Below are 25,994 nucleotides of genomic sequence, written 5' to 3' on the forward strand. Positions count from 1 at the left end.
ATTATTTTTCTTTCTTATATAAAGTAGTAGAATTGGTAAACTTTCTAATTTCTATTTTAGGTTCACCATATAGTTCAACTTGTGTTTTTCCTGATGCTGATAGCGCAATTTCATTTACAGCATTAACTTCACATTTGGCATAGTTTTCTACAGTTAAATCCATAGTGCCTACACTAAATTTATTAGCTACTAAATAAGCTCCATTGTCTAATCTTATTTTGGCATTTGCTGCATCTCCTTCTATTTTTGCTTCTGCTTTTTCATATAAGTCTACCTTCACTTCTGGAGAAGCTACTAAAGCTTTTAGTTCTGCACTTTTACTTAATTGTAATACTGTATTTTGAGCTTTTACATTTAGTTCAGCTTCCGATTTGTCATTTAGAATAAGCGTGAAAGCATTGGAATTTACATTTAAAAAAGATTTAGAATTATCAAAATTTTGAATGGTAATACTGTCTAATTGTAAGGCATTTAAGGCATGTAATTTTGCTTCATTTTTAACTGTGATTAGTTTTAAATCGGCAGCATAATTAATGCGTAAATCAAATTTTTTGGCACTACTAACCGTTTTCAAAGTGCTTATACGAAGTGTATTGCCTGTTACGACAAAGTTTACCACATCATGTAAATTGTCATCTGCTTCTACTTCGATGGATGGTGTGTCTGCTTTTACTAAATAAATTTCTACATTATCTTCAACTTCAATGTTTTCAAAATTTTCAACTTCTTTTATCGTGTGCGTAATAATTTTCGAACCTTTAATCTTATCTTTTTTTTGTGAAAAACTAGTTACAGATGCGAAAAATACTAAAAGTAAAAAAGCTATTTTCTTCATTTTTTTAAATTATAATTGGATGTGTGTAATACCTCAATAATCATTCCAAATCATTTTTATTTTAAGGAACAACTACAGGCAAATATAAAAAAAAACATCAGCTGTTAACCGATGTTTTTAGTTATTATTTTGAATAAATACTTCCTCCCGAACTTTCCTCTTTTACTAAAGAATTTGGTTTGGATACATATTTAATGCTACTCCCACTAGAAGCTTCTGCTTTTAATTCGTTAGTAACATTAACTTGGGTAGTACTTCCGCTTGAAGAATTAGATTGTCCGTTTTGGGCAGTTAATTTTTCCAAATTTATAGAACTTCCACTTGAAGATTCTGTGCTCAATGATTTTGCACTTCCTTTAGCAGTAATAGAACTTCCGCTACTGCTTTCGCATTGTAAGGTGTTGGTAACCAGATCTAAATCAATTAAACTTCCACTGCTAGATTCTAGTTCTAAATTTTCAAGATGCAATTCATTTCCTCCTGTTACATTAGCCCCACTTGAAGAAGAAACTTTATTTAATGTTGGTGTTGAAACATATACTTTTTTAGCATTACTATCAAAAATGTTCACATCAGAATAAATAACTAGTGTACCTTCTTTAATTTCTGTAAAAATATGATCTTGTAAATTTTCATCAGCTTCCACTTTAATACTTGGAGTATCATTTTGATTGATTATAACATCAAGTCCGTTTTTAGCTGAAATGGCATTAAAGGATTCGGTAACACTTCTATTTAGTTCTACAATTTTTCCGTTACCTGTAACGGTTTCTCTATTCCAGTTTGAGTTTACACAAGATTGTAATAACAAGATGGCTATGATGGTCACAATCATTTTTGTTATTTGAAAAATTAATTTAGTCATGACATGTTGTTTATTAGTTATTGTTTTTATTTATTAGTTTCAAAATGAACTTCGTCATTTGATACGTTTATTTTTACTTCTTTATCATTGATTCGGATAGACATTTTTTCTATTGAGTCGTCGTCGTGATTGTCATCATCAGTATCGTCGTCATCATTTTCTTCTTTAGGACAATTAGTACAAATCACTTTATGATCTTCCATTTTATAGATATAATCATCAGAACTATAATGTAAATTGAAAAAATCATTGTCAGTCCAGTCATAGTCCTGAATACTTTCATCTGCTTTTACATGTATACCATTTGGTAAATAGATATAGATATTTACTTCCTGATTTCTAAACTTGTTTCCAAATGCAGTAGTAAAATAATTGTCTAAATTAATTCTATTACCTTGAATATCAAAATTATATCTAATTTTTTCAGATCGACTAGTCGCTTCTTTGTGTGATTTTCCAGTTGCAGAGCGTTCTACTTGGATAAATGGTTGATTTTCCTCTGTTTTTAAGAAATGTAAACGAACCTTTGTTGAGTAAATGATTTCTTTGTTATTTTCATCGTGAGTATACTTGTTGTTTGCTCTTTGATGTATACTTTTTGCGTAATAATTATTATACTGCATTCTTACAAAAATGGTATCGTTTGGCTGTACAAATAGTTGTTCTTTTTTTACAGTTTTACCTTCAAAACCTACTGCAGTAGCTTGTTGAACACCTAAATAGGTTACCCCAATGATTGCTACAATCCAAATAGCTAATAATGAATATTTAAAATTGGTACCAATAGATTTCATATTGCTAACTAATAATTTTAATCCTAAAACCAAAATGAAAAACAATGGAATACCTACACTAAATAGGAGTAATAAGCCTTGAATCCACATAGGAACATCAAAATCTAAAGGCGTATGCAAATTATTTAAAACATATGAATTAGGTAATGATGATGAAAAAATCATAAATAAAGAACCTATTAATACACCTAATAAAGCCATAGCGGAGAAGAAAATAATGAAAATTCCTACTACCTTCGAGATGATTTTAAAAAAGCTTAGGAATAAATCACTAAGTGTAGAACCAATTTGGCTTGCTCCGGATCTTGCTGAATTAGCAATTTTCTGATGATCAATGTTGTTTATCTTATCACTAATTTCATGAATTCCTTCCTTTACTTTTTTTTCAATATTGGAAATGTTTATAGGTTCACCCGTCATTTCTAATTTTTGAGAAGTAGTAATGGCTTCAGGAACAATAATCCATAATAATAGATAAATTAAAATAGGACTACCTACACCAGCAACAACAATTAATACAATTCCTAAACGAATCCAAAGTGGATCAATATTGAAATAATGACCAAATCCTGCAGCAACACCACCTAAAATAGCGTTCTCTTTGTCTCGATATAAGCGTTTTGATTTTCCTTTTATTGTACTAGAACTAGAAGATTGGCTAGAATAAGAAGTTTCCTCATCGATTTTATAATCTTCAGGTTGCCCCATTATAGCAATAATTTCATCTAATTCTGTTAAACCGATAACTTGTTTTTCACTTTTAATTCTTTCTTGAAACAATTCGGCTATTCTACTCTCAATATCTTTTATGATTTCATCTCTTCCCTCTGGAGAAAGAGAGCGTTTCACAGCATCAAAATAACGAGTTAATTTTTGATACGCATCTTCATCTATATGAAAAAAGAAACCTCCTAAATTTATACTTATTGTTTTGTTCATGACTATTATTTTTGGCTAGTTTGTGTTATTATATTCACGGCATCAGACAGTTCTGTCCAAGTGTTGTTTAATTCATTTAAAAATTCCTGACCTAACTCAGTTAATCCATAATATTTTCTTGGTGGTCCTGAAGTAGATTCTTCCCAGCGATAGCTTAATAAACCATCGTTTTTCAATCTAGTTAATAAAGGATATACAGTACCTTCCACAACTAGTAATTTCGCATTTTTTAGAGTCTCTAGAATTTCAGAAGTGTAGGCATCATTCTTTTTTAATACTGAAAGGATGCAGAACTCTAAAACACCTTTTCTCATTTGAGCTTTTGTGTTTTCAATATTCATAATTCTTTTGTTTTTTAATTAAACTGTTCATTTTTTGATTTTTTCGAATTTTTAAAATTCAATTGATTGATTGATTGATTGATGTGATGATTGAAACTATTTTATAAAATTTATGGTTAAGGGGTATTTGTAATATTCCCCATTCGCACTTTTAAAAGAAGCATAGATAATTAAGAAAAATTCACTTAATTTTAAACATACTGTTAGTATTAATGCTACTAATCCAAGTATAACCATTCCTGTTATATTCTGTGTGGTAATAACTTCTCTAAAAGTAACATGATGCTCATTAATGTCTAGCTTTTCTGCTATACTAATAATCCAAAAAAGACAGGTTGGTATTGCAATTGCTAATGCAATTAAAGAATACAATAACATGCTTAATTGAAAATTTAAAGCTTGTTTACCATTATGATCTACAAATGCTGATTTATCTTTTTTAGAGGACCATAATAATAAAGGGAAAATATAATTTCCAAAAGGTATAATATATTGGCTCAATGTACTAAGATGTATTAATGAACCTATACTTTTTTCGTTTGATGTTTCCATAATTATTTTTGTTTTTTGATTGATGATTGTAAAAGAACTATTTTATAGCTATTAATTTCTTATACAAAGATAAGTCTAAAAACTAGTATTATGTTACGCATAGTACTTATTTTTAACAAAAAATTAACATTTACAAAAAAAATAGTATGAACGCATAGTATTTTTTGTATTTTTACAAAAAATAAAGAATTATGCAATTTACACCTTCAAAATTAAATACTTTTATGTTTTTTAAACTACCTTCAGCTTATTGGAGTGGAGTGCGAGTTAAAAACATTAGCCAAGAAGAATGTTCTGTAACAGTAAAGCACAAATGGTTTAATCAAAATCCATTTAAATCGATGTATTTTGCAGTTCAAGCCATGGCAGCTGAATTTACAACTGGAGCTTTGGTAATGTATCAAATAAAAGAAAGTGGAGCTAATATTTCTATGTTAGTAGCAAACAATAAAGCAACTTTTACAAAGAAAGCTACAGGGAAAATTACTTTTAAATGCGTTGAAGGAAATCTTGTTAAAGAAACCATTCAAAAAGCTATTGATACGAAGGAAGGACAAACCATCTGGCTTACTTCTATAGGTCTGAATGAAAAGGGAGAGCAAGTGTCTGAAATGGCATTTGAGTGGACAATTAAGACCAGAAAGTAAACTTTATACACATGTTAACGTTAGTTAATTAAATAGGTATCCGATAAGATACTTTGTATTTTTGTATAAAAGTGTTGTGTATGAAAGTTTTAATTACAGGAGCAACGGGTCTAATAGGAAGAGAATTATCGGAACTATTATTACAAAATGGTGTAGGTATAAATTATCTTTCTACATCAAAGTCTAAATTAAGAACAGAAAAAAATTACAAGGGGTTTTATTGGAATCCAAATACTGGTGAAATAGATAAAAATGCTTTTGAAGAAGTTGAGGTTATTATTCATTTAGCTGGTGCTTCTGTATCTGAAAGATGGACTAAATCTTACAAAGAAGAAATCATTAATAGTAGAGTATTGTCTACTCGTTTATTGTTTCAAACGTTATCTAAAAATCAAAACCAAGTAAGGCATATAATTGCCGCTTCTGCTATTGGAATTTATCCAAGTAGTTATGACAAGGTTTATAATGAAGAAAATAAAGAAGTAGATGATTCTTTTTTAGGTGATGTGGTGTTGAAATGGGAAGAAGAAGTAGCACAATTTAAAAGACTTTCATTATTAGTTACCAAAGTAAGAACTGGAATTGTTTTAGCAAAGGAAGGTGGAGCACTTCAAAAAATGGTACAACCAATTAAATTTGGATTAGGAGCAGCCTTTGGAACAGGAAAACAATATCAGTCTTGGATTCATAATCATGATTTAGCTTCATTATATTATTTTATATTATTACATAAATTAGAAGGTATTTACAATGCAGTATCGCCTTATCCTGTAACCAATAATGATTTTACTGTAGCTATTGCAAAAAAAGTAAAAGCGCCTTATTTTATGCCTAACATACCTAAGTTTATCTTAAAGTTGATGCTAGGAGAAATGCATGAAATTTTACTTTCCAGTCAAAATGTGAGTGCAAGGAAAATTTTAGGAAAAGGATTTCAATTTCAGTATGCCTCTCTGGATAAAGCATTACAGAATTTATTATAATACATAAAAAAAGTCTCTATTTAATGGTAGAGACTTTTTTATGTGGTATTGTTTTAAATCGAATTATTTTTTAGTTGCTTTAACTTTAACGGTTAATTCAATTTCATCATTTACAAATTTATCTTTTAAATCATCAAATATAGATTTAGAGGCGTAATTAACACCCCATAATGTTCTATCTATCTTAAATGTATCAGAAATTAAAGATATTTCATGTTCAGCTATAGCTATAGTAGCAGGGAAACTTACTTCTTTAGTAATATCTTTCATTGTTAAAGTACCATTCACTGTATATTTATCACCATTTTCTATAACAGAATTAATTTTAAAATTACTAGTTGGAAATTTAGACGTATTAAAGAAATGGTCCTCAGATTCTTTTTCCCCTAAACCTTTCAAGTGATTCTCTAAATTACCTTTTCCTTCATCTTCTTTTAGATCAGTAACAGTTATCGAAGTCATGTCAATAACAAATGAACCATTTGTTATTTTTCCCTCAGTTAATTCAAAACTACCTTCTTTTAAAGCAATAGTTCCTGTGTGAGTTCCAGCAGGTTTAGAACCTGTCCAATCTATGATTGAAAAAGTAGTGTCTAAAACATAATTTCCAGAATACTTGTTTTCAGTTACGGTTTCCTCTGTTTTGTTTTCAGTATTTTCAGTTGAAGCTTCTTTTTTGCAACTATTTAAAGATAGAATTCCAATTAAAGCTAGACTTAAAATGCTTTTTTTCATGATAATTAACTTTTTATTTTTAATGAACGAATCAAATATAGGTATAAAAAAATAAAATAAAAAATGACTCAAAATGAAGTAACAAAATAATAAAACAATGACAATTTGGCATTTTTAATTTTTTGGCAATACATTTGCTAATTATTGAAAATAAAATTTATCTAAAAATAAAATAGAATATGAGTCAGGAAAATACTGAAAATATTGAAAAAGAAAACATTGAAAACGAAAATATTCAAGAAGGAACGGTTTCTGAAAATCAATCTGTTGAGTTAACTGTTGAAGAACAACTTCAAGAAGAATTAGCCAAAGAGAAAGATAAATTTTTACGTTTGTTTGCCGAATTTGAAAATTACAAAAAGAGAACTTCAAAAGAACGAATAGATTTATTTAAAACAGCAAATCAAGAAGTATTGCAATCAATGCTCCCTGTTTTAGATGATTTTGATAGAGCTTGGGAACAAATTTCTAAATCAGATGACGAAGCCTTAGTAAAAGGAGTGGAATTAATTCATGAAAAATTGAAATCTACTTTAGTATCTAAAGGATTAGAGCTAGTTGAAATAAAAGCAGGCGATACATTTAATGCCGATTTTGCGGAAGCAATTACACAAATCCCTGCACCTTCAGAAGATTTGAAAGGAAAAATTGTAGATGTTATAGAAAAAGGGTATAAGCTAGGAGATAAAATTATACGTTTTCCAAAGGTTGTTATAGGAAATTAATACCATTATTTGGATAGTAATTTTTTATTGAATTTTAGGGTTTATCAATTGGAATTTTGAAGATATATGAAAAAAGATTTTTACGAAATATTAGGTATCAGTAAAGGAGCTTCGGCTGAAGAGATTAAAAAAGCGTACCGAAAAAAAGCAATACAATACCATCCGGATAAAAATCCAGGTGACAAAACAGCAGAAGAGAATTTTAAATTGGCTGCAGAAGCTTATGAAATTTTAAGTGATCCTGACAAAAAAGCACGTTACGATCAATATGGACATGCTGCATTTGATGGAGCTGGAGGCTTCGGTGGTGGCCACATGAATATGGATGATATTTTTAGTCAATTTGGAGATATTTTCGGAAGTGCTTTTGGAGGTGGTTTTGGAGGTGGCTTCAGTGGAGGAGGTCAAAGAAGAGTAAAAGGTAGTAACTTGCGAATAAAAGTTAAATTGACTTTAGAAGATATTGTTAATGGAGTTGAGAAAAAAGTTAAAGTTAAAAGAAAAGTTCAAGCTAAAGGTGTAACCTATAAAACATGTTCTACTTGTAATGGAAGTGGGCAAATTATGCGTGTTACAAATACTATTTTAGGAAGAATGCAAACTGCTTCTACTTGTTCTACATGTGGCGGTTCTGGACAAATTCTAGATTCAAAGCCTGCTGGTGCAGATGCGTATGGAATGATTATGGAAGACGATACTGTATCTATCAAAATACCAGCCGGAGTAGTTGATGGGATGCAACTAAAAGTTTCTAATAAAGGAAATGAAGCACCAGGAAATAATAGCATTCCAGGAGATTTAATTGTTGCTATTGAAGAATTAGAGCATGAATTTCTAAAAAGAGAAGGAGAAAACCTTCATTATGATTTATACATTAGTTTCCCAGAAGCAGCTTTAGGAGTTTCAAAAGAGATAGAAGCTGTAGGCGGAAAAGTTAGAATAAAACTAGAAGACGGAATTCAATCGGGAAAAATTCTACGTCTAAAAGGAAAAGGTATACCAAGTTTAAATGGATATGGAAATGGAGACTTGTTAGTGCATGTTAATGTTTGGACACCAAAATCACTAAATAAAGATCAAAAAACCTTTTTTGAGAATATGTTAAGCGATGATAACTTCAAGCCATCCCCTCAAAAAACAGATAAATCTTTTTTTGAAAAAGTAAAAGATATGTTTTCATAATTAAATAAAAATATATACATTTGAAATTCACTTTCTTATAGGAAGTGAATTTTTCTTTTTCATAGCAATTTTTCCCATCCTTCGTAAAAAAGGGATGGGTTTTTTGTAACATAACCTGTTTTTATAGACTAATAATAGGAGTTAATTATAAAAAATGAAATATCTTGTTATCGCTGAAAGTTTTAAAAAATACAATCTAGTATGCAACAATTCTATTTTAGGAACAATGACTTACAAAGGCTGGCTAAATACACAAAGTCCAAGTTTTACAAGACAAAATGAAAAATCCTTTAAAGTAGAAAAGCCAAGTATTTGGAAATCTAATTTTAAAATTAGTATTGCTAATCAAGTTTTATTTGAATTTCTTTTCAAATGGAATGGAAAAATCGAAATAAAAGTATATCGTGATAATGTTGTTGAAACCATAATTTTAAAGCTCACTCATTTTTGGAAATCCAAGTATGGTTTATTAGATGAATCTGGGAAAGAGATAGTTACTATTTCATCAAAATATAATTGGAAAACATGGAAAACAAATTATACACTCACAGAAAATGTATCGTTTCATCACGATTATAAAGAAATAGTATACCTTTCTGCAATACACTGTATCATTATTTTAAAAAATAGAGCAGCTGCGGCTGCAGCATAACACAAAACTAATTATGAGTAATATCCTTGAAGTTACTAATGTCGTAAAACAATATGGCAATTATACAGCTTTAAATAATGTGTCATTAGCCGTTCCTTCTGGAAGTATTTATGGATTATTAGGTCCAAACGGTGCCGGTAAAACAACCCTTATTCGAATTATCAATCAAATTACCATGCCCGATGCAGGTCGCGTACTTTTAGATGGCGAAATATTGCAACCGAAGCACATTCAATACATAGGTTATTTGCCTGAAGAACGTGGACTTTATAAAACTATGAAAGTAGGAGAACAATGCTTATACCTAGCTCAATTGAAAGGATTATCGCATCAAGAAGCAAAAAAACAATTAAAATTTTGGTTTGAAAAATTTGGCATAGAAGATTGGTGGAATAAAAAAATCCAAGAATTGTCTAAAGGAATGGCTCAAAAAATCCAATTTGTAGTAACCGTTTTGCACCAACCTAAATTATTAATTTTAGACGAACCCTTTTCTGGTTTCGACCCTGTAAATGCTAATTTAATTAAAGACGAAATTATAGAATTAAATAAAAAAGGAACTTCCATTATTTTTTCAACACACCGAATGGAAAGTGTAGAAGAAATGTGTAACCATATTGCTTTAATTCATAAATCTAATAAATTAATTGAAGGGAAATTAAATGATGTAAAGCAACAATATAGAAGCAACACATTTCAAATAGGTATTTTAACGAATAATATTGAAGGCTTAATGTATCAATTAACACAAAAATTTGAAGTCGCTCAAACTCATTTTAAATCTCTAAATGACGATATAAAATTAGAAATTAAAATTGGAAATCATTCATCAAATGAATTGTTGTCTGTATTAACAAGTTTTGGACAAGTGACTCACTTCGTTGAAAAAATTCCAAGTGTTAACGATATTTTTATTCAAACCGTTTCGCAATAATTAGCTAACTAAAGTTACCAAATACTATTAAAAAAATGAACAAATTATTCTTAATTATAAAAAGAGAATTCATTGCAAAAGTTAGAAATAAATCTTTCATTGTAATGACTTTTTTAAGTCCCTTGTTATTTGGAGGGATTGCTTCTTTAGTAGCGTATTTATCCACGATGAATAAAGACAAAGCAACTGAAATAGCCATTCATGATGAAAGTGGTTTTATAAAATCAAACTTTAAAAATAATAAAAACTTTCATTATTCTGATATTTCAGACATGCCTTTTGAAATCGCAAAAGATTCAGCTTCTATTAATTATGAAGGCTTAATTTATGTACCTAAGGTAGATTCTTTACAACTGATAAAAGATAAAGTTGAATACATTTCTGAAAGCAGTGCAAGTATCAATTTTATTCAAAATATAGAAAAAGTAGTCGACTCTGTTTTAACAGCGGATCAATTGAGAATTCTAGGTTTTGATCAAGAAAAAATTGACAATGCTAAGGTAAATTCTACTTTAAAATTATCTAAGTTTTCAGGAGAAGAAAGTTTGAAAGGATTAAATGAAATTAAAATTGCCATTGGGGGTTTAATGGGGTATTTAATAATGATGTTTATTATTATTTACGGGAATTTTGTCATGCGAAGCGTTATTGAAGAAAAGACCAATCGTATTATTGAAATTATCATTTCATCAGTGAAACCTTTTCAATTGATGATGGGAAAAATTATTGGAAATTCCTTAGCAGGAATTTTACAATTTTTAATTTGGATAGTAGTTGGCTTATTGTTAGCTTTTGTAGCACAAACTATTTTTGGATTACAACTAGGGTCTAGCCCAACGCTTTCTCCAGAAATGATGCAAGCAGCTGAACAATCTGCCGGAATGATGAAATTTCAGTCTTATCTTACTGAATTAGCTAATTTACCCATAGCTTTAATGATTTGTAGTTTTATTCTTTATTTTATCGGAGGCTATTTCTTATACAGTTCATTATATGCTGCAATTGGTGCTGCAGTAGATTCTGAAACCGATTCTCAACAATTTTTATTGCCAATTATTCTACCTTTAATTTTAGGAGTTTATATAGGCTTTTTTACAGTGGTAAACGATCCACACGGAACAGTTGCGACCTTATTTTCTTTTATTCCATTTACATCACCTATAGTTATGTTAATGCGACTTCCTTTTGGTGTGCCTTGGTGGCAATTAGTGTTATCACTCTTCCTACTTTTTGGTACTTTTGCATTTGTAGTATGGTTTGCAGCCAAAATTTACAGAGTAGGTATTTTAATGTATGGAAAAAAACCTACTTGGAAAGAGTTGTTCAAATGGATTAAATATTAAGATATAAGAATTAAAAGTGGTTGCTAAATCTATTTCTGACTATGGAATCAGTATTAGACGAAAATAATATTTTTGAAACCTTAAAAAAAATCATCAATTTTAAATTAATTGATACAGATTCTATTGATATTACAGTAGGAACAGTAGCTTTATTGTTAGTTGTTTTGATTTTAACTAGTTTTTTGTTAAAGGTTGTTAGAATTGTAGTTACCAGAAAATTACCTTTAGAAGATAAAAATAGATTCATTAGTTTTTTTCAATTCATTCGATATATTGTTTTTATTTTCGCTATTATTTTTGCTTTAGATGTTTCTGGGGTAAACATGAGTGTGCTTTTAACCGCTTCAGCAGCCTTATTAGTAGGTTTAGGTTTTGCTTTGCAACAATTATTTCAAGATATTATTTCTGGAGTATTGATAATTTTAGATCAATCGTTACATGTAGGCGATATTGTTGAAGTAGACGATAAAGTGGGTAAGGTGTTGGAAATCAAGCTAAGAACTACTAGAGTAGTCACAAGAAACGATAGGGTAATGGTAATTCCTAATCATAAATTTATGATGGATACACTGTTTAATTGGACACAAAATAGTTTTACCAATAGAGAACAAGTTAACGTTGGTGTAGCCTATGGAAGCAATGTGGAGTTAGTACGCGAATTGCTTTTACAATGTGCCAGAAATGCAGAAAACGTTCTGAATGACCCTGAACCACTTGTTTTGTTTGAAGATTTTGCGGATTCATCTTTAAATTTTTCGCTCTATTTTTATGTTTCTGATGGTATGCAAAGCCCTAAAATAAAAAGCGATTTGCGATTTAGAATTGATGCTATTTTTAGACAAAATAATATTTCAATACCTTTTCCACAAAGAGACATACATATAATAAAACAATAACTAGATTTGCATTCCTAGAAATGTATGTATTTTTCATTAACTTTGATGCCAACACAAGTAAATAAGTTACAAATTACAAGAACAATATGCCAAAAATATTAGTTATTGAAGACGAAGCTGCTATCAGAAGAGTATTGGTGAAAATCCTTTCCGAAGAGAATGATAGTTATCAGGTTGAGGAAGCTGAAGATGGAGTACAAGGAACTGAAAAAATAAAAAATGACGATTATGATTTAGTGCTTTGCGATATTAAAATGCCAAAAATGGATGGTGTAGAAGTATTGGAAGCAGTAAAAAAAATAAAACCTGAAATTCCGATGGTCATGATTTCGGGTCATGGAGATTTAGAAACTGCTGTAAATACCATGCGATTAGGAGCTTTCGATTATATTTCTAAACCACCTGATTTAAATAGATTGTTAAACACAGTTCGAAATGCTTTAGACAAAAAGAAATTAGTCGTTGAGAATAAAATTCTAAAGAAAAAAGTTAGTAAGAACTACGAAATGATTGGACAAAGTGAGGCTATAAACCACATTCGTACCATGATTGATAAAGTGGCACCTACTGATGCTCGTGTTTTAATTACAGGTCCAAATGGAACGGGAAAAGAGTTAGTAGCGCATCAACTTCATGAAAAGAGTGAACGCTCTAATCAACCTATAATAGAAGTTAATTGTGCTGCAATACCTGCAGAATTGATTGAAAGTGAATTGTTTGGTCACGTTAAAGGTGCTTTTACATCAGCAGTAAAAGATAGAGCGGGTAAATTTGAAGCAGCTAATGGAGGAACTATCTTTTTAGATGAAATAGGAGATATGAGTTTGCCAGCTCAAGCTAAAGTTTTAAGAGCTTTACAAGAGAATTTAATTCAAAGAGTAGGTGCAGATAAAGATATTAAAGTTGATGTACGCGTTGTGGCAGCAACTAATAAAGATCTGAAAAAAGAAATTGAAGAAGGACGTTTTAGAGAAGATTTATACCATCGTTTGGCAGTTATTTTAATTAAAGTACCAGCATTAAATGATAGAAGAGATGATATTCCAGAATTATTGGAGCATTTTGCTAATAAAATTGCGCAAGAACAAGGAAATAGTGTAAAGAAATTTTCAAAAACAGCGGTAAAATTATTGCAAGAATATGATTGGACTGGAAACATTAGAGAATTAAGAAATGTAGTGGAGCGATTAATCATTTTGGGTGGGAGCGAAATTTCGGAACAAGATGTCAAACTATTTGCTAGTAAATAATTTTGGTTAAAAGCAACAACTTTTTACCCAAATAAAAGAATCAATGAATTTAAAAAAAATAAATGCAAACCTTCAAAAAGCCTTAGTAGAAAATGGATTTGAAGAAGCTACCGAACTACAACAAGAAACTTTTTCATTTATAAAAAGCGGAACTGATGTTGTGATACAAGGTGAAAAGAATTCAGGAAAAACTACAGCTTTAATTTTAAATATAATTCAAAAACTAAAAGAACCTTTTGAAGAATCACCAAGGGCTTTGATTATGGTGGAAGACAAACCGCAAGTGTTAGCATTATACGAATTGTTTCAACAGCTTAATAAATATAATAAGCTACGCTTATATTTTACACACGATAAGACCGATTTTGACGATGATAAAAATCAAATTTCATTGGGGATTGATGTATTAATTGGGACACCCAATCGTTTAAATGAAATGTTCTCTGGTGCTGGATTTAATGTAAATAAATTACAAGTTATTGCTTTTGATGATGTAGATGTATTGCTTAGAAATCGTTATGAAAATAAAATTTTACGTTTGCTTGGAAGTATTGAAAAAGGACAACGTTTGTATTTTTGTTCTCAAATTACGGAAAGAGTAGAAGCCGTTGCTTTAAACGATGAAGAACGTGAACCTATTTTCTTGGAGATGGAATAACGTTCTTTTATTAATAAGATAGATGTATATCATGATAACTAATAAAAAAAGCCAAGCAATTAGCAATTGCTTGGCTTTTTTTATTAAATATTTTTATTATTCAAATTGAACAGAACCAGTAATAGCTACTTCACTCCAAGTTTTGCTCACACCATCAGCACCTTTATGTAAATCATAACAGGCTTTGTTGATGGCTTCAATAGCAGCTTGACCACCAAAATCATCTAAGTTGATCGTTGAATTAATAGCAAATTTATTATTTTCAAAAGTATAAGGAACTTCCATTTGCTTAGTCACATCATTTAATGTTAAAGTCAGTAAGCATTTTCCATCTCTAAAATTAAATGCACCACCAATTATCTCTGTATTTTTCAAAGCTGCAAAGAAAATCGTTTTTAATTTGCTATCTCGGTCTTCATTATTAGTAAATAAACTACTTACAGGAATAGAAAATAAAGCACCTTCTAAAACAGTTTCAGGAGTAGTTCCATTTTGAGTGCCTTTTAATTCAATTTGTTTAAAACTTCCGCCTACTGCTACTTTATCTGTAGTTTTGTATGCAGTCCAACTCACTTTTGTAGAATCTGAAATGATTTTTAAACCACTTACTTCTTCCGTTTTTACTTCTTCTGTAGGAGTTTCTTCTTGTTTTTCTTCTTTTTTACAACTTGTAAATGCCAAAGCTAAAGAAAGAGTAAGGATAGCTATTTTTTTATTCATCATGGTAAAATTGTTTTTGTAAATCTTCGTTTTCATAAGATTGATTTTGTTAAAATTCTATATCAAAGATAGGAAGAAAATTATCCTACCGCAAGCTACTCTTGTTAAACCTACATTAAAAATGTTACTTATTTAAAGAGCTCTTGTCTATAGGTTAGAATAGTAATGAAAATGCCTAAAATACCTACCGTAGCAAAGGAATATTGTAGCGAAGTAGCTTCAGCAATATACCCTATTAACGGTGGACCAATTAAGAAACCGAGGAAACTAATGCTAGAAATAATGGTTAAAGCTGTTTCTGTAGCTACCGATTTAATTTTTCCAGTTTCATTAAAAACGATGGGAACTACATTGGATACACCAAAACCTACTAGCATAAAGGCTATGGTACAAGGTATTAAATAGGGGAATAAAACCGCAAGATATAAACCTGTTGTAATAACTATTCCACTGGAAAGAATAACTTTTCTCGGACCGTATTTACTTACTAAAACATCACTTAAAAAGCGACCTGTTGCCATTGTAATCATAAAACTGGTATAGCCTAATGTAACCAAAGCGCCTGGAGCATTGACAATATCTTTGAAATAGACACCACTCCAATCAAACATAATACCTTCACTTGCCATACAACAGAAACTAATTACTCCTAGCCAAACCAATATCTTTTGTGGAAATTGAATAAATCGCTTTTTCTCGGTAACTTTCGTTTTCTTTATTTTGGTTTTTACCAAATAGTTCGCATTTAGTAAAACCAATATTATAACAAAAACAAAGGCCAAAATGAAATGTATAAAAGGGGAAATATTAAAATAAATAATACCTAAAGAAACCAATGCACCACAAAAACCAGCCAAACTCCAAGAACCATGAAAAAAGCCCATCACAGGTTTCTCAAATAGTTGCTGGGTAACCACTCCTTGTGTATTACTTGCAATATTACATATATTACCAGAAACACCAAATAAGAATAAACCAATAGCAAGTTGCCAACTCGTATGTGCTAATCCCAAAAAGATTAAGAAAAAAGCATATAAAAGCGTTCCGTAAATGGTAACGGCATTACTCCCAAATTTGCTCACAATTTTACCAGAAAAAGGCATCGCTACTAATTGTCCAATAGGAAGAAAGAAAAGAATAGTTCCTAGTTCAGCTTCATTGAGTTGTAAGGTGTTTTTTAAATCAGGAATTCTACTCGCCCAAGTCGCAAAACAAAAGCCTTTACCAAAGAAAAATAATGCCATGGCTATGCGAATACGAAACAAATAATCTTTTTTTGCCTTAGTATAGGATTTTTTAATTTTTACTTTTGGTAAAATTTTTGATAGAAAACTATAATCGATTAATGGCATACCTTATATTTTTGCGATACAAAATTAAACTATTTTGTGTTCTAAGGTTTTTACCAAAGCATTTTTATGTTTGAAATTGAATAATAGATAAAAAATTAAGAATCAAATTAAGAAGTTGTTTTTTATCCTGTTTTTTTATTTTTCTAAATTGGCTTATTCGTTTTATACCCTATATTTGCACCTTCAAAAAAAGAAGTTAATTGCCTACTAATGTATCACTTTTAACTTTTTAACTTTTAACTTTATCATAATGATTACAGTAAATGACATAGCCGTAGAATTTGGAGGAACCACACTTTTTAGTGAAGTAACTTTTGCCATTAATGAAACAGATAAAATAGCTTTAATGGGTAAAAATGGAGCCGGTAAATCCACTTTGTTAAAAATTGTTGCAGGTGAAAATAAACCCACTAGAGGAGCTATTTCTGCTCCCAAAGAAACGGTTATTGCATATTTGCCACAGCATTTATTAACAGATGATCAATGTACGGTTAGAGAAGAAACGTCCAAAGCTTTTGCTGAAATTTTTAAAATGAAGGCAGAAATCGATGACATCAATGAGCAGTTAACCATTCGTACGGATTACGAAAGTGATGCGTATATGAAGTTAATTGAAAAGGTTTCGGAACTTTCTGAGAAATTTTATGCTATTGAAGAAGTGAATTATGAAGCTGAGGTTGAAAAAGTTTTAAAAGGGTTAGGTTTTGCTAGAGAAGATTTTGACAGACCTACGAGTGAATTTTCTGGAGGTTGGAGAATGCGCATTGAATTAGCGAAAATACTGTTAAGAAAACCCGATTTAATTTTATTGGATGAGCCTACAAACCATTTAGACATGGATAGTATTCAATGGTTGGAAGATTTTTTGGTAAACCAAGCCAAAGCTGTAATGGTAATTTCACACGATAGAGCTTTTGTAGATAATATTACGAATCGTACTATTGAAGTTACTATGGGGCGTATTTACGATTATAAAGCTAAATATTCGCATTATTTAGAGTTACGAAAAGATCGACGAGCGCACCAACAAAAAGCGTATGAAGAACAACAAAAATTTATTGCTGAAAATCAGGCTTTTATTGAGCGTTTTAGAGGTACTTTTTCTAAAACTGAGCAAGTACAATCGCGGGTGCGTATGTTAGAAAAACTGGTTTTAGTAGAAGTAGACGAAGTGGATAATTCGGCTTTAAAATTGAAGTTTCCACCTTCTGTACGCTCGGGTCAATATCCTGTAGTAGTGAAAGATTTGCATAAAAGTTATGGCGATAAAGTCATTTTTAAAGATGCCAATATAGTTATCGAAAGAGGAGAAAAAGTAGCTTTTGTAGGTAAAAATGGAGAAGGAAAATCGACCATGATTAAGGCTATTATGAAAGAAATTGGGATTGATAGTGGTAGCGTGGAAATTGGTCATAATGCTCAAATTGGTTATTTTGCTCAAAATCAGGCGGCTTTATTAGATGGAGAAGCTACTATTTTTGAAACTATTGATCGCATTGCAGTGGGCGACATTCGTACCCAAATTAAAAATATTTTAGGTGCTTTTATGTTCCAAGGTGATGATATTCAAAAGAAAGTAAAAGTGCTTTCTGGTGGTGAAAAAACACGTTTGGCTATGATTAAATTGTTGTTAGAACCGGTAAACTTATTAATCTTGGATGAGCCTTCAAACCATTTGGATATGAAAACCAAAGATATTATCAAAGATGCGTTACGTGATTTTGATGGAACTTTAATTTTAGTGTCGCACGATCGTGATTTCTTAGATGGTTTAGCGACTAAAGTATTTGAGTTTGGAAACAAAAGAGTTAAAGAACATTTTGAAGACTTGAAAGGTTTCTTAGAAATTAAGAAAATGGATTCTTTAAAGGAAATTGAGAAGTAGTTTAGTTGTTTGTAATTAGGAATTAGGTTTTAGGAACTAAAAAAATTAAGGAATAAATGTTTAGTTATTTACTTATTTCTTTTTTATATTAAATCATATTTCAATATCCCAGTGTTCCAAAAGTTTAACAAAATCTTGTAGCATTTTTACATTTATGTTTTCAGTAGGACACTTTTGAAGAGTATATTTTGGAGCATAAAACCAATAAGAAGCGTATTTTTTATTTTGGATAAAATAGATAGAATAGGCATTGGCATCAATGACACATGGAGGATAAACTCTATTTGATTTTATATGAAAGTCATTTTGATGGTAGTTTAAAAAAGAATCAATTTCTAAAGTGTTTAAATTGTTGTAGTTACAGTTTTTATTTGTGAAAGTGTTTTTCTCAATTTCTTCTAAATGATATTTTTCTTTATTTTTTTTGAGATATGATTTTGGTATTTTTTCTTTGAAGACTTTTATTAAACGATTATTTGAATATACAAAATGTTGTAATTCATTATAAGCCAACCAACCATAGGAAATTCCAATAATAATAGATATTTCATCTTTTTGTAATGCGTAGGGTAGTTTTAAAATACTATCGTTCCAGTCATCATGTAATGCGTGCGTTTTTTTATTGATTTTTAATGTATCTATTGCTGGAATTGAATAATCTTCTTTTTCTTTTTTGATATTGAATTGATGTCCTTTATGTTCACATGAATGAAAAATTGAAATGAAAACAAAATACAGGAAAATTCTCATAAATATAGTTTTTTAAAAAGGCTCAATAATTATACCACTGTTTATTTTTTCACTAGTTTTATTTTATGAAATCTAAAACTAGTGAAAGTTATTTTTGGAAATAGACAATGTTTGAACTATAAATAACTTTAATTAAAAAAACATCAAGAATTCTTGATGTTTTTTTAATTAATTTGGAAAAATATTTTTTGTTTTCTTATCTTATTCTTGCGCTTGTATCTTCTTTTCTATTTCTTTAAAATACGCAATAAGCGTTGTCTGTTCTGCTTCTGTTAAAACAGCGTCTTTATGAATCAGGGTATAACTCGAAAGTGGCATTTCTCCTTTTTCAATAAGTTCATACGATTCTTCAAGTTTATGTGCTTGTTTTTTTGGAGAATAAGTTTCAAATTCAGAAAAATTTAAATGTCTTTTCCCATCTTCAATATGATTTTTTAAAAACCAACCCACTGGTTGAATATTGGAATACCAAGGATATTTACTTTCATTTGAGTGACAGTCATAACAAGAAGCCTTAATTTTAGAAGCTATTTCGTCAGTAGGTTTGTACATCGTTATAAAATCTTGATTTTGATCTACAGGCGGATTGTTTTTATCGATTTGAAAGAACTGAATCACAATAAATGCTACAAGCAATAATAAAAGTATTTTTTTCATTTTGTAAAATTTAGTTTAAAAATACAAATTTTTAAGTTTCGTAGCTATTTTTTTACTTTTTTCCATTCTAAAAAACCCATAGCTGAATTTTTTATTTCTTTTTCCCACTGTTTCCCAAAGCTTGCTGTAAGATTTTCAAAAACCTGTGCATTTGCTTTTTCATATTTGTCAAAATCTAGAGGCGCAACACATCCAAAATCATAATATTGAATATTGTATTTTTTAGAAAAGGCTATGTCTTCTTTGGTAATCGAAGAAACAATACCACCTAAAATATAAATGGTTTTTGTTTCCCGTTCTGCGTTTTTTTCTTGTGCAAAAGTTTGCCAACAACAGAAAAGAAGAAAGACTATAATTTTACAATTCATTTTTCTTTATTTTTTGAGAAACATCCGTTCCGCCCCATTCAACAAGGGTAAATCCTTTGCGTTTTGTTTTAGGTAGCTGTTGTTCTGAGACAGATTGAAATTGGTTTATACCAAAAAATTCCATATACACTCTAATGCTGGTTTCTGGTTTTGGATGCACTGTATTTACTGCAATTTCATTACACGCCTCATTTACTAAAAAATGAATAAAATTAAATTTATTTTGTTCCAATATAGGTAACCAAAATTGAATAAAATCGTTGGTTTCCTGATGGTTTAAACCGATATGCTCCAGTTTTTCAATTAAAAAAGAAGTCAAGTTCTCTTTTGCAACAACAAATCCATTATTGTATTGATAATGTGTTTTTGGTAATTCTATTTCTCCATCCCAAAACAAAGAGGTATACGTTCTTTGGGTTTTGGTATCATACAATTTTCCGTCTGGAAAAGCTATTACGTTCCAGTTTTCGTCATATTTAGGAAAAGTAGTTTTTAGTTTGCCATTAAAATGAAATTGTAAGGTTACTTCAGTCTTTTGAGTAGGATAAAGATAAAGGATTGGTTTTTTTAATAAAATAACTTCATTTTTTTGTTTTGCTTTCAATGAAACCGTTATGTCTTTTTGTTTTCCTACAAGAACCTCTTGTGAAATACAAGACTCACTTTCAAATAATAAAACATCTTTTTTGCGAACTTTTATTTTAAACTTTCCATTAGAATCAGAAAAAACGTTCTCTTGAGTATTTAAATTAGTAACAGTTGCTTTTGAAATTGCTAGTTTTTCACAATCTAAAATGCTACCAGAGAGTATAAATTCTTTTCCTTTATTTTGTGCATATTCAGCTGTGTTTAATTTATTGAGTTTTTCCAATTCTTTATCAGAAATGTTTTTTGTGGTAATGATAATTACACCTTTTTTACCTCTAATTCCATACAGTGAAGTGGCTTTATCTCCTTTTAAAATATTAATTTCTTTTATGTTTTCTGGCTCAATTTTTTCTAATAGCGTTGAATCAACTACATGTCCATTTATGATATATAAAGGAGAAGGAATCGAATTGATTGTTCTTTGATCTCTAATTTTTACCACTGTTGGCTTGGCAATACTATCTTGTGCCCAAGATTTTCCCATTAGTAAAAGTACTAGGATAGTTATAAAATGTTTCATATTAATTTTGATTAGGTTTACCATTTTTTGTTTTAATAATTACCACACCTTCTTTTCCTTTCTTGCCATATTCTTTTTCTCCTTCTTCTTTATATAAGATTGTGGTAGCAATAATTTTTTGTTGATCCAATGGATAATAAGGACTGGTAGGATTTTTTCCAAATAAAGATTCTTCTGTATATTCTACACCATTTATAATATACAATGGATTAGACAAAATGTAAATAGAGTCAATTTCTTCACTGTTTAATGTTTTTAACGTATTTAGACTATCTACTTCTCCATTAATTACTACGAGAGGGTTTGGTTTGTTTTTCGTTTGAACAGGGTTTTGCGATGTTGTACTATTGGCAAAAAAACTGGAATATTCCATTTTCCTATTGCCTTGAGTTGCAAAAAAAGAGTTGTTTTGTTTTTTTGGTACTACCAAAACCGAATCAGCAATTGGATGGATATTTAAGGGAGTACTATTGGTAGCAATTTCTACATTCTTTTCAGGAAGAGATACATTTTCATTTTGTAAACTTATTTGTGGTAAAGCAGTCAGGGGAATTATCTCTTTTTCAAGTGCTACTAATGTATCTTTTTTAGATTTATTAATAGTATCCGTAAAAAAGGCCACAACTTCCTCTTTTTGTATCCATTCTTCGTTTTTTAAAGAGTCTGCTGTAGTAATGAATGTATTTTGTTCAATCGAATTTTTTGATTCATTTTTATTAAAATTATAGAGAATAGAAAGAACAATTATGATGGAAGCAGCAACACTTATTTTCTTCCAATTATTTTTTTCTTTTTTAAGAACATTGGTTTCTAGCTTTTCTTCAACACGACTCCATATTTTTTCCATACTAGGAAAGGAGTCTGAAGGTGTATTTTCAGCAGCTTGTTGTATTTTTTTATATAATTTATCTTCTGTTCCCATGATTATTTTGCTTTTTGATAGTAAAAAGTGTTTACCAATTCTTTTAACTTCGTTTTCGACGCATTCAATTGCGATTTTGAAGTACCTTCTGAAATACCTAATTGTGTTGCAATTTCCTTGTGCGAAAAACCTTCAATTACAAAAAGAGTAAAAATAGTTCTGCAACCTTCTGGAATATAATTTAATAAATTCAATAAATCGGCTTCTTCTAATTGAGTTACGCCTTCGGCTAAGGGTTGAGATTTGTAATTCACATCTTCTAAATAGAGATTGAAATTAAGATTCTTTTTCAGTTGTAATAAGCACTGGTTTACTACAATTTTACGTGCCCAGGCTTCAAAAGCGTAATTTTCTTTTAGTTGATCTATTTTAGTAAAAATGATGAAGAATCCATCGGCTAAAACTTCTTCTATTTCTTCCTCTTTTTTTAGGTAACGTTTACATAAATGATATAGCTTGGGAGCCATATATTCATACAGTTTTCGTTGTGCATCACGATGTTGTTTCCTACAGGCATGTATTATTTTTTCATCCATCACCATTGGTTTGTTTTCCTATATAGAGCAGAAATTGATAGTAAAGGTTGGGAACCCTTGAAATTTTTTTTAAAAATAAAAAAAGGCATACGTATTTGAATTACATATGCCTATTTATTTTTATTGTTTTCAACTTATTCTTTAAATACCATATCAATGCACATTACTGCCGATACAATCAAAGGTCTTAAATTATCTTCAGGAGCTACGGTTTCATTTATATTGATAACATAATTATCAGCACTAGTAAAAAGTTCTTTACCTATTCCTGCCCATTTTTTAGAAACAGTAGCTACTTCTTTACCATGTTGTAAAAATTTAAAGTCCCAACCTGTCCATTTTCCTTGTAAGGTACATAAATGTTTATCTTGATTATCATGTAATTCGAATTTCCCTCCAAAAGAAAAGAATTTTTGTTTGAATACACCAATTCTCTTATCATTTTCATCAAAAACTTCAACATCTGATCTAAATACAGTAACGCCTCTTTTAATGCTTAGCATTTTTTTACCTTGATCGTCACTAATCACAATATGGAAAGAAGTCATTCGTTTATAATCAGTAAAACGGAATATTTTAGTAAAGAAACCTAAATTAGGCTCTCTACAAGTCATCATCAACGTACCTGTTTCAGGATTGAAAATATCATAATTGTTTGATGCTTTGAACATGCCAACATGCTCTTTAACAAGAAATACATTCTTGGATAAAATTGGATTCATATATTTAATTTAATTGCTTTAATTGGATTTCAAATTTTTGCGGTTGCGAAAATACAATTATCTTTATAAATAAAATTTACAAAATGAAACATATTGATACGTCATCATTAAAAGTAACACAAACCATACAATTACATAAAATACCCACCTTTATAGATGTAGCCACTTCTGAAAAAAAGAAAGAAAAGGAACTTCAAAAAGTGAGGGAAAAACTTAGCAAACTGCAAGATAAGATGTATGCACACAATAAATATGGAGTCTTGATTTGTTTGCAAGGAATGGATACAGCGGGAAAAGATAGTTTGATAAGAGAAGTTTTTAAAGAGTTCAATGCGCGTGGAGTAGTGGTGCATAGTTTTAAAACACCTAATAGTACTGAATTAGAACATGATTATTTATGGAGACATTATTTGGCTTTGCCAGAAAAAGGAAAATTTTCTGTTTTTAATAGAACCCATTACGAAAACGTGTTGGTTACTCGAGTACACCCTAATTATATTTTAAATGAGAATATTCCAGGAATTGAAAAGGTTGAAGATATTACTCCTGCATTTTGGGATAACCGTTTTGAAAGTATCAATGCATTTGAAAAACATATCGCTACCAATGGTATTATTGTTTTAAAATTTTATTTGCATTTAAGTAAAGAAGAGCAAAGGCAACGTTTGTTGAGAAGATTAGAAACTGAAAAACACAATTGGAAATTTTCTCCTGGCGATTTAAAAGAACGTGAATTGTGGGATGAGTATCAAAAGTGTTATGAAGAAGCCATAAATAGAACGTCAAAAGAACATGCTCCTTGGTATATTGTTCCTGCAGATAATAAAGAAACGTGTCGATATATAGTTGCTAAAACCATTTTGGAAACACTACAGCAATATACAGATATTAAAGAACCTGAATTAGAAGATGAAGTAAAAGAAAACATTAAAATGTATCATGACAAATTAGCTTCAGAAAAATAAAAAGTTTGATAGGATTTTTTAGGAATTTGCTAAATAGGTTTGTAGAAGAATGTTTAATTTTGCAAACTTATTTTTTGTATATGCAGTTCAAAAACTACTTTCAAGAGTTTTCCTATAATTTAAAATTGGCATACCCAATAATTTTAGGAATGTTAGGACATACCATAGTTGGTATTGTTGACAACATAATGGTTGGGAAATTAGGAGCTACAGAATTAGCTGCTGTTTCCTTAGGAAATAGTTTTGTATTTATAGCTATGTCTTTAGGAATCGGTTTTTCTACAGCAATAACACCTTTGGTAGCAGAAGCAGATGGAAAAGGAGATGTAGCCAAAGGGAGAAGTGCTTTTCATCATGGTTTGTATTTATGTACTATTTTAGGAGTGGTTCTTTTTACTATTATTTATTTTTCGAAGCCTTTAATTGCTTTTATGGGGCAACCAGCGCATGTAGTAGAATTAGCCAAACCGTATTTAGATATAGTAGCTTTTTCATTAATTCCTTTAATCATGTTTCAGGCCTATAAACAGTTTGCCGATGGAATGAGTGAAACAAAATATTCTATGTGGGCTACAATTTTAGCAAATATCACGAATGTAGGGTTAAATTATTTATTAATTTACGGAGTTTGGATATTTCCAAAATTAGGCATTGTGGGAGCTGCTATCGGTACTATTGCTTCCCGATTTGTCATGTTAGGTTATATGCATTACATGATGAATTTAAAAAAGAAATTTCATCCTTATTTTAAAGGATTTTCATTAAAAGAAATAAAAAGAGAGATTAATTTAAAAATAATTCGATTAGGGACACCTTCAGCGATGCAAATGTTTTTTGAAGTAGCGTTATTTACTGGTGCTATTTGGTTGTCTGGTAGTTTAGGAACAACGAGTCAAGCAGCCAATCAGGTGGCTTTAAGTTTAGCCTCATTTACTTTTATGTTTGCTATGGGGTTGAGTGTAGCGGCTATGATACGGGTAGGAAATCAAAAAGGGTTAGAAGATTATAAGAAATTGCGATTGGTAGCGTTTTCTATTTTCTTTTTAACTATTTTATTAGAAATTGTTTTTGCGTTATTATTTGTTGTTTTTCATGATTATTTTCCTTTGTTATTTTTAAAACAAAATGATGTTTTAGGAAATCCAATTTTAGAAAATATCGAAGCAGCTGCTATTGCATCTCAATTATTATTAGTAGCCGCTATTTTTCAAATTTCTGATGGATTGCAAGTCGTAGTTTTAGGCGCTTTAAGAGGATTACAAGATGTAAAAATTCCAATGTATATTACTTTTGTGGCTTATTGGATCATTGGTTTTCCCATTTCTATATATTTAGGGAAATTTACAAGTTTAGGTGCAGCGGGGATTTGGATAGGTCTTTTAGCAGGTTTAACAGCTGCCGCTTTATTTTTATTTGTTCGTTTTAATACGGAAACTAAAAAATTAATCCATTCCAATCATAAGTAAGGTATAATTAATACTTTTGTAATCTAAAAAAAGAATCATGAATTTACCAAAATTTGTTATTGCAGACAATTCCGATTTTCCAGATGATATTTTCATCATCCATTTAGATTTTCCTCAGTTTATTATTAACTTAAAAGATGATGAGGTAGAAT

At 30.0% G+C, this 25,994-nt stretch carries 28 protein-coding genes; 13 read left to right on the forward strand and 15 right to left on the reverse strand.

Annotation, left to right across the window (positions count from 1 at the left end; genetic code table 11):
• Position 1: 1 nt before the first annotated feature.
• The 5 genes from CX675_RS12620 to CX675_RS12640 form a co-directional block, all read right to left on the reverse strand.
• Positions 2 to 835, reverse strand: coding sequence for a GIN domain-containing protein (locus CX675_RS12620; protein WP_130735601.1), 834 nt, complete (start codon positions 833 to 835; stop codon positions 2 to 4).
• Positions 836 to 959: 124 nt separating this feature from the next.
• The gene (locus CX675_RS12625) at positions 960 to 1,700 is read right to left on the reverse strand and encodes a head GIN domain-containing protein (protein ID WP_130735602.1); all 741 of its coding nucleotides are present in this window, start codon (positions 1,698 to 1,700) and stop codon (positions 960 to 962) included.
• A gap of 26 nt (positions 1,701 to 1,726) precedes the next feature.
• Positions 1,727 to 3,433, reverse strand: coding sequence for a PspC domain-containing protein (locus tag CX675_RS12630; RefSeq protein ID WP_130735603.1), 1,707 nt, complete (start codon positions 3,431 to 3,433; stop codon positions 1,727 to 1,729).
• A 5-nt stretch (positions 3,434 to 3,438) separates the two neighbouring features.
• Entirely contained in the window at positions 3,439 to 3,774 is a 336-nt protein-coding gene (locus CX675_RS12635; protein ID WP_130735604.1) for a PadR family transcriptional regulator, read from the reverse strand.
• Positions 3,775 to 3,870: 96 nt separating this feature from the next.
• Entirely contained in the window at positions 3,871 to 4,326 is a 456-nt protein-coding gene (locus tag CX675_RS12640; RefSeq protein WP_130735605.1) for a DUF4870 domain-containing protein, read from the reverse strand.
• A gap of 191 nt (positions 4,327 to 4,517) precedes the next feature.
• Between CX675_RS12640 and CX675_RS12645 the strand changes: the two genes are divergently transcribed.
• The gene (locus CX675_RS12645; RefSeq protein ID WP_130735606.1) at positions 4,518 to 4,973 is read left to right on the forward strand and encodes a DUF4442 domain-containing protein; all 456 of its coding nucleotides are present in this window, start codon (positions 4,518 to 4,520) and stop codon (positions 4,971 to 4,973) included.
• 80 nt (positions 4,974 to 5,053) lie between these two features.
• Positions 5,054 to 5,956, forward strand: a complete 903-nt coding sequence (locus CX675_RS12650) for a TIGR01777 family oxidoreductase (RefSeq protein WP_130735607.1) — start codon at positions 5,054 to 5,056, stop codon at positions 5,954 to 5,956.
• 63 nt (positions 5,957 to 6,019) lie between these two features.
• Here CX675_RS12650 and CX675_RS12655 read toward each other — a convergent pair whose 3' ends face one another.
• On the reverse strand, positions 6,020 to 6,691 hold the full coding sequence (locus CX675_RS12655; protein WP_130735608.1) for a YceI family protein: 672 nt from the start codon (positions 6,689 to 6,691) through the stop codon (positions 6,020 to 6,022).
• A gap of 179 nt (positions 6,692 to 6,870) precedes the next feature.
• Here CX675_RS12655 and CX675_RS12660 point away from each other — a divergent pair, with 179 nt between their 5' ends.
• The 8 genes from CX675_RS12660 (at position 6,871) to CX675_RS12695 (ending at position 14,331) form a co-directional block, all read left to right on the forward strand.
• Positions 6,871 to 7,416, forward strand: coding sequence for a nucleotide exchange factor GrpE (locus CX675_RS12660; RefSeq protein WP_130735609.1), 546 nt, complete (start codon positions 6,871 to 6,873; stop codon positions 7,414 to 7,416).
• A 66-nt stretch (positions 7,417 to 7,482) separates the two neighbouring features.
• Positions 7,483 to 8,598 carry a molecular chaperone DnaJ gene (gene dnaJ / locus CX675_RS12665; RefSeq protein ID WP_130735610.1) on the forward strand — a complete coding sequence of 372 codons (1,116 nt, stop codon included), beginning with the start codon at positions 7,483 to 7,485 and terminating at the stop codon, positions 8,596 to 8,598.
• Between the two features lie 154 nt (positions 8,599 to 8,752).
• Entirely contained in the window at positions 8,753 to 9,250 is a 498-nt protein-coding gene (locus CX675_RS12670; RefSeq protein WP_130735611.1) for a hypothetical protein, read from the forward strand.
• A 13-nt stretch (positions 9,251 to 9,263) separates the two neighbouring features.
• Positions 9,264 to 10,184, forward strand: a complete 921-nt coding sequence (locus tag CX675_RS12675) for an ABC transporter ATP-binding protein (protein ID WP_130735612.1) — start codon at positions 9,264 to 9,266, stop codon at positions 10,182 to 10,184.
• Between the two features lie 35 nt (positions 10,185 to 10,219).
• Positions 10,220 to 11,527 carry an ABC transporter permease gene (locus tag CX675_RS12680; RefSeq protein ID WP_130735613.1) on the forward strand — a complete coding sequence of 436 codons (1,308 nt, stop codon included), beginning with the start codon at positions 10,220 to 10,222 and terminating at the stop codon, positions 11,525 to 11,527.
• Between the two features lie 41 nt (positions 11,528 to 11,568).
• Entirely contained in the window at positions 11,569 to 12,423 is an 855-nt protein-coding gene (locus CX675_RS12685) for a mechanosensitive ion channel family protein (protein WP_165396041.1), read from the forward strand.
• Positions 12,424 to 12,509: 86 nt separating this feature from the next.
• A complete protein-coding gene (locus tag CX675_RS12690; RefSeq protein ID WP_130735614.1) occupies positions 12,510 to 13,673 on the forward strand; it encodes a sigma-54 dependent transcriptional regulator in 1,164 nt (387 codons plus the stop codon).
• 43 nt (positions 13,674 to 13,716) lie between these two features.
• Positions 13,717 to 14,331, forward strand: a complete 615-nt coding sequence (locus CX675_RS12695; protein ID WP_130735615.1) for a DEAD/DEAH box helicase — start codon at positions 13,717 to 13,719, stop codon at positions 14,329 to 14,331.
• 96 nt (positions 14,332 to 14,427) lie between these two features.
• Here the strand turns inward: CX675_RS12695 and CX675_RS12700 are convergent, their stop codons facing one another.
• Together CX675_RS12700 and CX675_RS12705 are read right to left on the reverse strand one after the other, a co-directional pair.
• Entirely contained in the window at positions 14,428 to 15,087 is a 660-nt protein-coding gene (locus CX675_RS12700; RefSeq protein ID WP_130735616.1) for a YceI family protein, read from the reverse strand.
• A 92-nt stretch (positions 15,088 to 15,179) separates the two neighbouring features.
• Positions 15,180 to 16,403 (reverse strand): MFS transporter, encoded by a 1,224-nt coding sequence (locus CX675_RS12705; RefSeq protein ID WP_130735617.1) that lies wholly within the window; start codon positions 16,401 to 16,403, stop codon positions 15,180 to 15,182.
• 250 nt (positions 16,404 to 16,653) lie between these two features.
• On the opposite strand from CX675_RS12705, the gene CX675_RS12710 reads away from it, so the two are divergent.
• The gene (locus CX675_RS12710) at positions 16,654 to 18,288 is read left to right on the forward strand and encodes an ABC-F family ATP-binding cassette domain-containing protein (protein WP_130735618.1); all 1,635 of its coding nucleotides are present in this window, start codon (positions 16,654 to 16,656) and stop codon (positions 18,286 to 18,288) included.
• 93 nt (positions 18,289 to 18,381) lie between these two features.
• On the opposite strand, the gene CX675_RS12715 is transcribed toward CX675_RS12710, so the two are convergent.
• The 7 genes from CX675_RS12715 to CX675_RS12745 all read right to left on the reverse strand — a co-directional run bounded on the left by CX675_RS12715 (position 18,382) and on the right by CX675_RS12745 (position 23,411).
• A complete protein-coding gene (locus CX675_RS12715) occupies positions 18,382 to 19,038 on the reverse strand; it encodes a hypothetical protein (RefSeq protein ID WP_130735619.1) in 657 nt (218 codons plus the stop codon).
• Between the two features lie 201 nt (positions 19,039 to 19,239).
• On the reverse strand, positions 19,240 to 19,695 hold the full coding sequence (locus CX675_RS12720; RefSeq protein ID WP_130735620.1) for a heme-binding domain-containing protein: 456 nt from the start codon (positions 19,693 to 19,695) through the stop codon (positions 19,240 to 19,242).
• Positions 19,696 to 19,739: 44 nt separating this feature from the next.
• The gene (locus tag CX675_RS12725; RefSeq protein ID WP_130735621.1) at positions 19,740 to 20,063 is read right to left on the reverse strand and encodes a hypothetical protein; all 324 of its coding nucleotides are present in this window, start codon (positions 20,061 to 20,063) and stop codon (positions 19,740 to 19,742) included.
• A complete protein-coding gene (locus CX675_RS12730; RefSeq protein WP_165396042.1) occupies positions 20,053 to 21,231 on the reverse strand; it encodes a hypothetical protein in 1,179 nt (392 codons plus the stop codon). Before CX675_RS12730 ends, CX675_RS12725 begins: the two co-directional genes overlap by 11 nt.
• 1 nt (position 21,232) lies before the next feature.
• Positions 21,233 to 22,153, reverse strand: a complete 921-nt coding sequence (locus CX675_RS12735) for a hypothetical protein (protein WP_130735623.1) — start codon at positions 22,151 to 22,153, stop codon at positions 21,233 to 21,235.
• Positions 22,154 to 22,155: 2 nt separating this feature from the next.
• Positions 22,156 to 22,689 (reverse strand): RNA polymerase sigma factor, encoded by a 534-nt coding sequence (locus tag CX675_RS12740; protein ID WP_165396043.1) that lies wholly within the window; start codon positions 22,687 to 22,689, stop codon positions 22,156 to 22,158.
• A 134-nt stretch (positions 22,690 to 22,823) separates the two neighbouring features.
• Positions 22,824 to 23,411 carry a phospholipid scramblase-related protein gene (locus CX675_RS12745; protein ID WP_130735625.1) on the reverse strand — a complete coding sequence of 196 codons (588 nt, stop codon included), beginning with the start codon at positions 23,409 to 23,411 and terminating at the stop codon, positions 22,824 to 22,826.
• Between the two features lie 83 nt (positions 23,412 to 23,494).
• On the opposite strand from CX675_RS12745, the gene CX675_RS12750 reads away from it, so the two are divergent.
• Entirely contained in the window at positions 23,495 to 24,376 is an 882-nt protein-coding gene (locus tag CX675_RS12750) for a PPK2 family polyphosphate kinase (RefSeq protein WP_130735626.1), read from the forward strand.
• 80 nt (positions 24,377 to 24,456) lie between these two features.
• Entirely contained in the window at positions 24,457 to 25,842 is a 1,386-nt protein-coding gene (locus CX675_RS12755; RefSeq protein ID WP_130735627.1) for an MATE family efflux transporter, read from the forward strand.
• Positions 25,843 to 25,994: the final 152 nt, after the last annotated feature.

It is taken from the genome of Flavobacterium sp. J27 (assembly GCF_004303025.1).
Lineage (GTDB): Bacteria > Bacteroidota > Bacteroidia > Flavobacteriales > Flavobacteriaceae > Flavobacterium.

Excerpts from the sequence above, each read along its gene's own strand:
- CX675_RS12625 (WP_130735602.1), bottom strand. The coding sequence starts at position 1,700 with ATGACTAAATTAATTTTTCAAATAACAAAAATGATTGTGACCATCATA.
- CX675_RS12660 (WP_130735609.1), top strand. The coding sequence starts at position 6,871 with ATGAGTCAGGAAAATACTGAAAATATTGAAAAAGAAAACATTGAAAAC.
- CX675_RS12640 (WP_130735605.1), bottom strand. The coding sequence starts at position 4,326 with ATGGAAACATCAAACGAAAAAAGTATAGGTTCATTAATACATCTTAGT.
- CX675_RS12705 (WP_130735617.1), bottom strand. The coding sequence starts at position 16,403 with ATGCCATTAATCGATTATAGTTTTCTATCAAAAATTTTACCAAAAGTA.
- CX675_RS12755 (WP_130735627.1), top strand. The coding sequence starts at position 24,457 with ATGCAGTTCAAAAACTACTTTCAAGAGTTTTCCTATAATTTAAAATTG.
- CX675_RS12750 (WP_130735626.1), top strand. The coding sequence starts at position 23,495 with ATGAAACATATTGATACGTCATCATTAAAAGTAACACAAACCATACAA.
- CX675_RS12670 (WP_130735611.1), top strand. The coding sequence starts at position 8,753 with ATGAAATATCTTGTTATCGCTGAAAGTTTTAAAAAATACAATCTAGTA.
- CX675_RS12700 (WP_130735616.1), bottom strand. The coding sequence starts at position 15,087 with ATGAAAACGAAGATTTACAAAAACAATTTTACCATGATGAATAAAAAA.
- CX675_RS12695 (WP_130735615.1), top strand. The coding sequence starts at position 13,717 with ATGAATTTAAAAAAAATAAATGCAAACCTTCAAAAAGCCTTAGTAGAA.
- CX675_RS12620 (WP_130735601.1), bottom strand. The coding sequence starts at position 835 with ATGAAGAAAATAGCTTTTTTACTTTTAGTATTTTTCGCATCTGTAACT.
- CX675_RS12735 (WP_130735623.1), bottom strand. The coding sequence starts at position 22,153 with ATGGGAACAGAAGATAAATTATATAAAAAAATACAACAAGCTGCTGAA.
- CX675_RS12655 (WP_130735608.1), bottom strand. The coding sequence starts at position 6,691 with ATGAAAAAAAGCATTTTAAGTCTAGCTTTAATTGGAATTCTATCTTTA.
- CX675_RS12645 (WP_130735606.1), top strand. The coding sequence starts at position 4,518 with ATGCAATTTACACCTTCAAAATTAAATACTTTTATGTTTTTTAAACTA.
- CX675_RS12680 (WP_130735613.1), top strand. The coding sequence starts at position 10,220 with ATGAACAAATTATTCTTAATTATAAAAAGAGAATTCATTGCAAAAGTT.
- CX675_RS12685 (WP_165396041.1), top strand. The coding sequence starts at position 11,569 with ATGGAATCAGTATTAGACGAAAATAATATTTTTGAAACCTTAAAAAAA.
- CX675_RS12650 (WP_130735607.1), top strand. The coding sequence starts at position 5,054 with ATGAAAGTTTTAATTACAGGAGCAACGGGTCTAATAGGAAGAGAATTA.
- CX675_RS12635 (WP_130735604.1), bottom strand. The coding sequence starts at position 3,774 with ATGAATATTGAAAACACAAAAGCTCAAATGAGAAAAGGTGTTTTAGAG.
- CX675_RS12745 (WP_130735625.1), bottom strand. The coding sequence starts at position 23,411 with ATGAATCCAATTTTATCCAAGAATGTATTTCTTGTTAAAGAGCATGTT.
- dnaJ (WP_130735610.1), top strand. The coding sequence starts at position 7,483 with ATGAAAAAAGATTTTTACGAAATATTAGGTATCAGTAAAGGAGCTTCG.
- CX675_RS12630 (WP_130735603.1), bottom strand. The coding sequence starts at position 3,433 with ATGAACAAAACAATAAGTATAAATTTAGGAGGTTTCTTTTTTCATATA.
- CX675_RS12730 (WP_165396042.1), bottom strand. The coding sequence starts at position 21,231 with ATGAAACATTTTATAACTATCCTAGTACTTTTACTAATGGGAAAATCT.
- CX675_RS12690 (WP_130735614.1), top strand. The coding sequence starts at position 12,510 with ATGCCAAAAATATTAGTTATTGAAGACGAAGCTGCTATCAGAAGAGTA.
- CX675_RS12740 (WP_165396043.1), bottom strand. The coding sequence starts at position 22,689 with ATGGATGAAAAAATAATACATGCCTGTAGGAAACAACATCGTGATGCA.
- CX675_RS12675 (WP_130735612.1), top strand. The coding sequence starts at position 9,264 with ATGAGTAATATCCTTGAAGTTACTAATGTCGTAAAACAATATGGCAAT.
- CX675_RS12710 (WP_130735618.1), top strand. The coding sequence starts at position 16,654 with ATGATTACAGTAAATGACATAGCCGTAGAATTTGGAGGAACCACACTT.
- CX675_RS12725 (WP_130735621.1), bottom strand. The coding sequence starts at position 20,063 with ATGAATTGTAAAATTATAGTCTTTCTTCTTTTCTGTTGTTGGCAAACT.
- CX675_RS12720 (WP_130735620.1), bottom strand. The coding sequence starts at position 19,695 with ATGAAAAAAATACTTTTATTATTGCTTGTAGCATTTATTGTGATTCAG.
- CX675_RS12715 (WP_130735619.1), bottom strand. The coding sequence starts at position 19,038 with ATGAGAATTTTCCTGTATTTTGTTTTCATTTCAATTTTTCATTCATGT.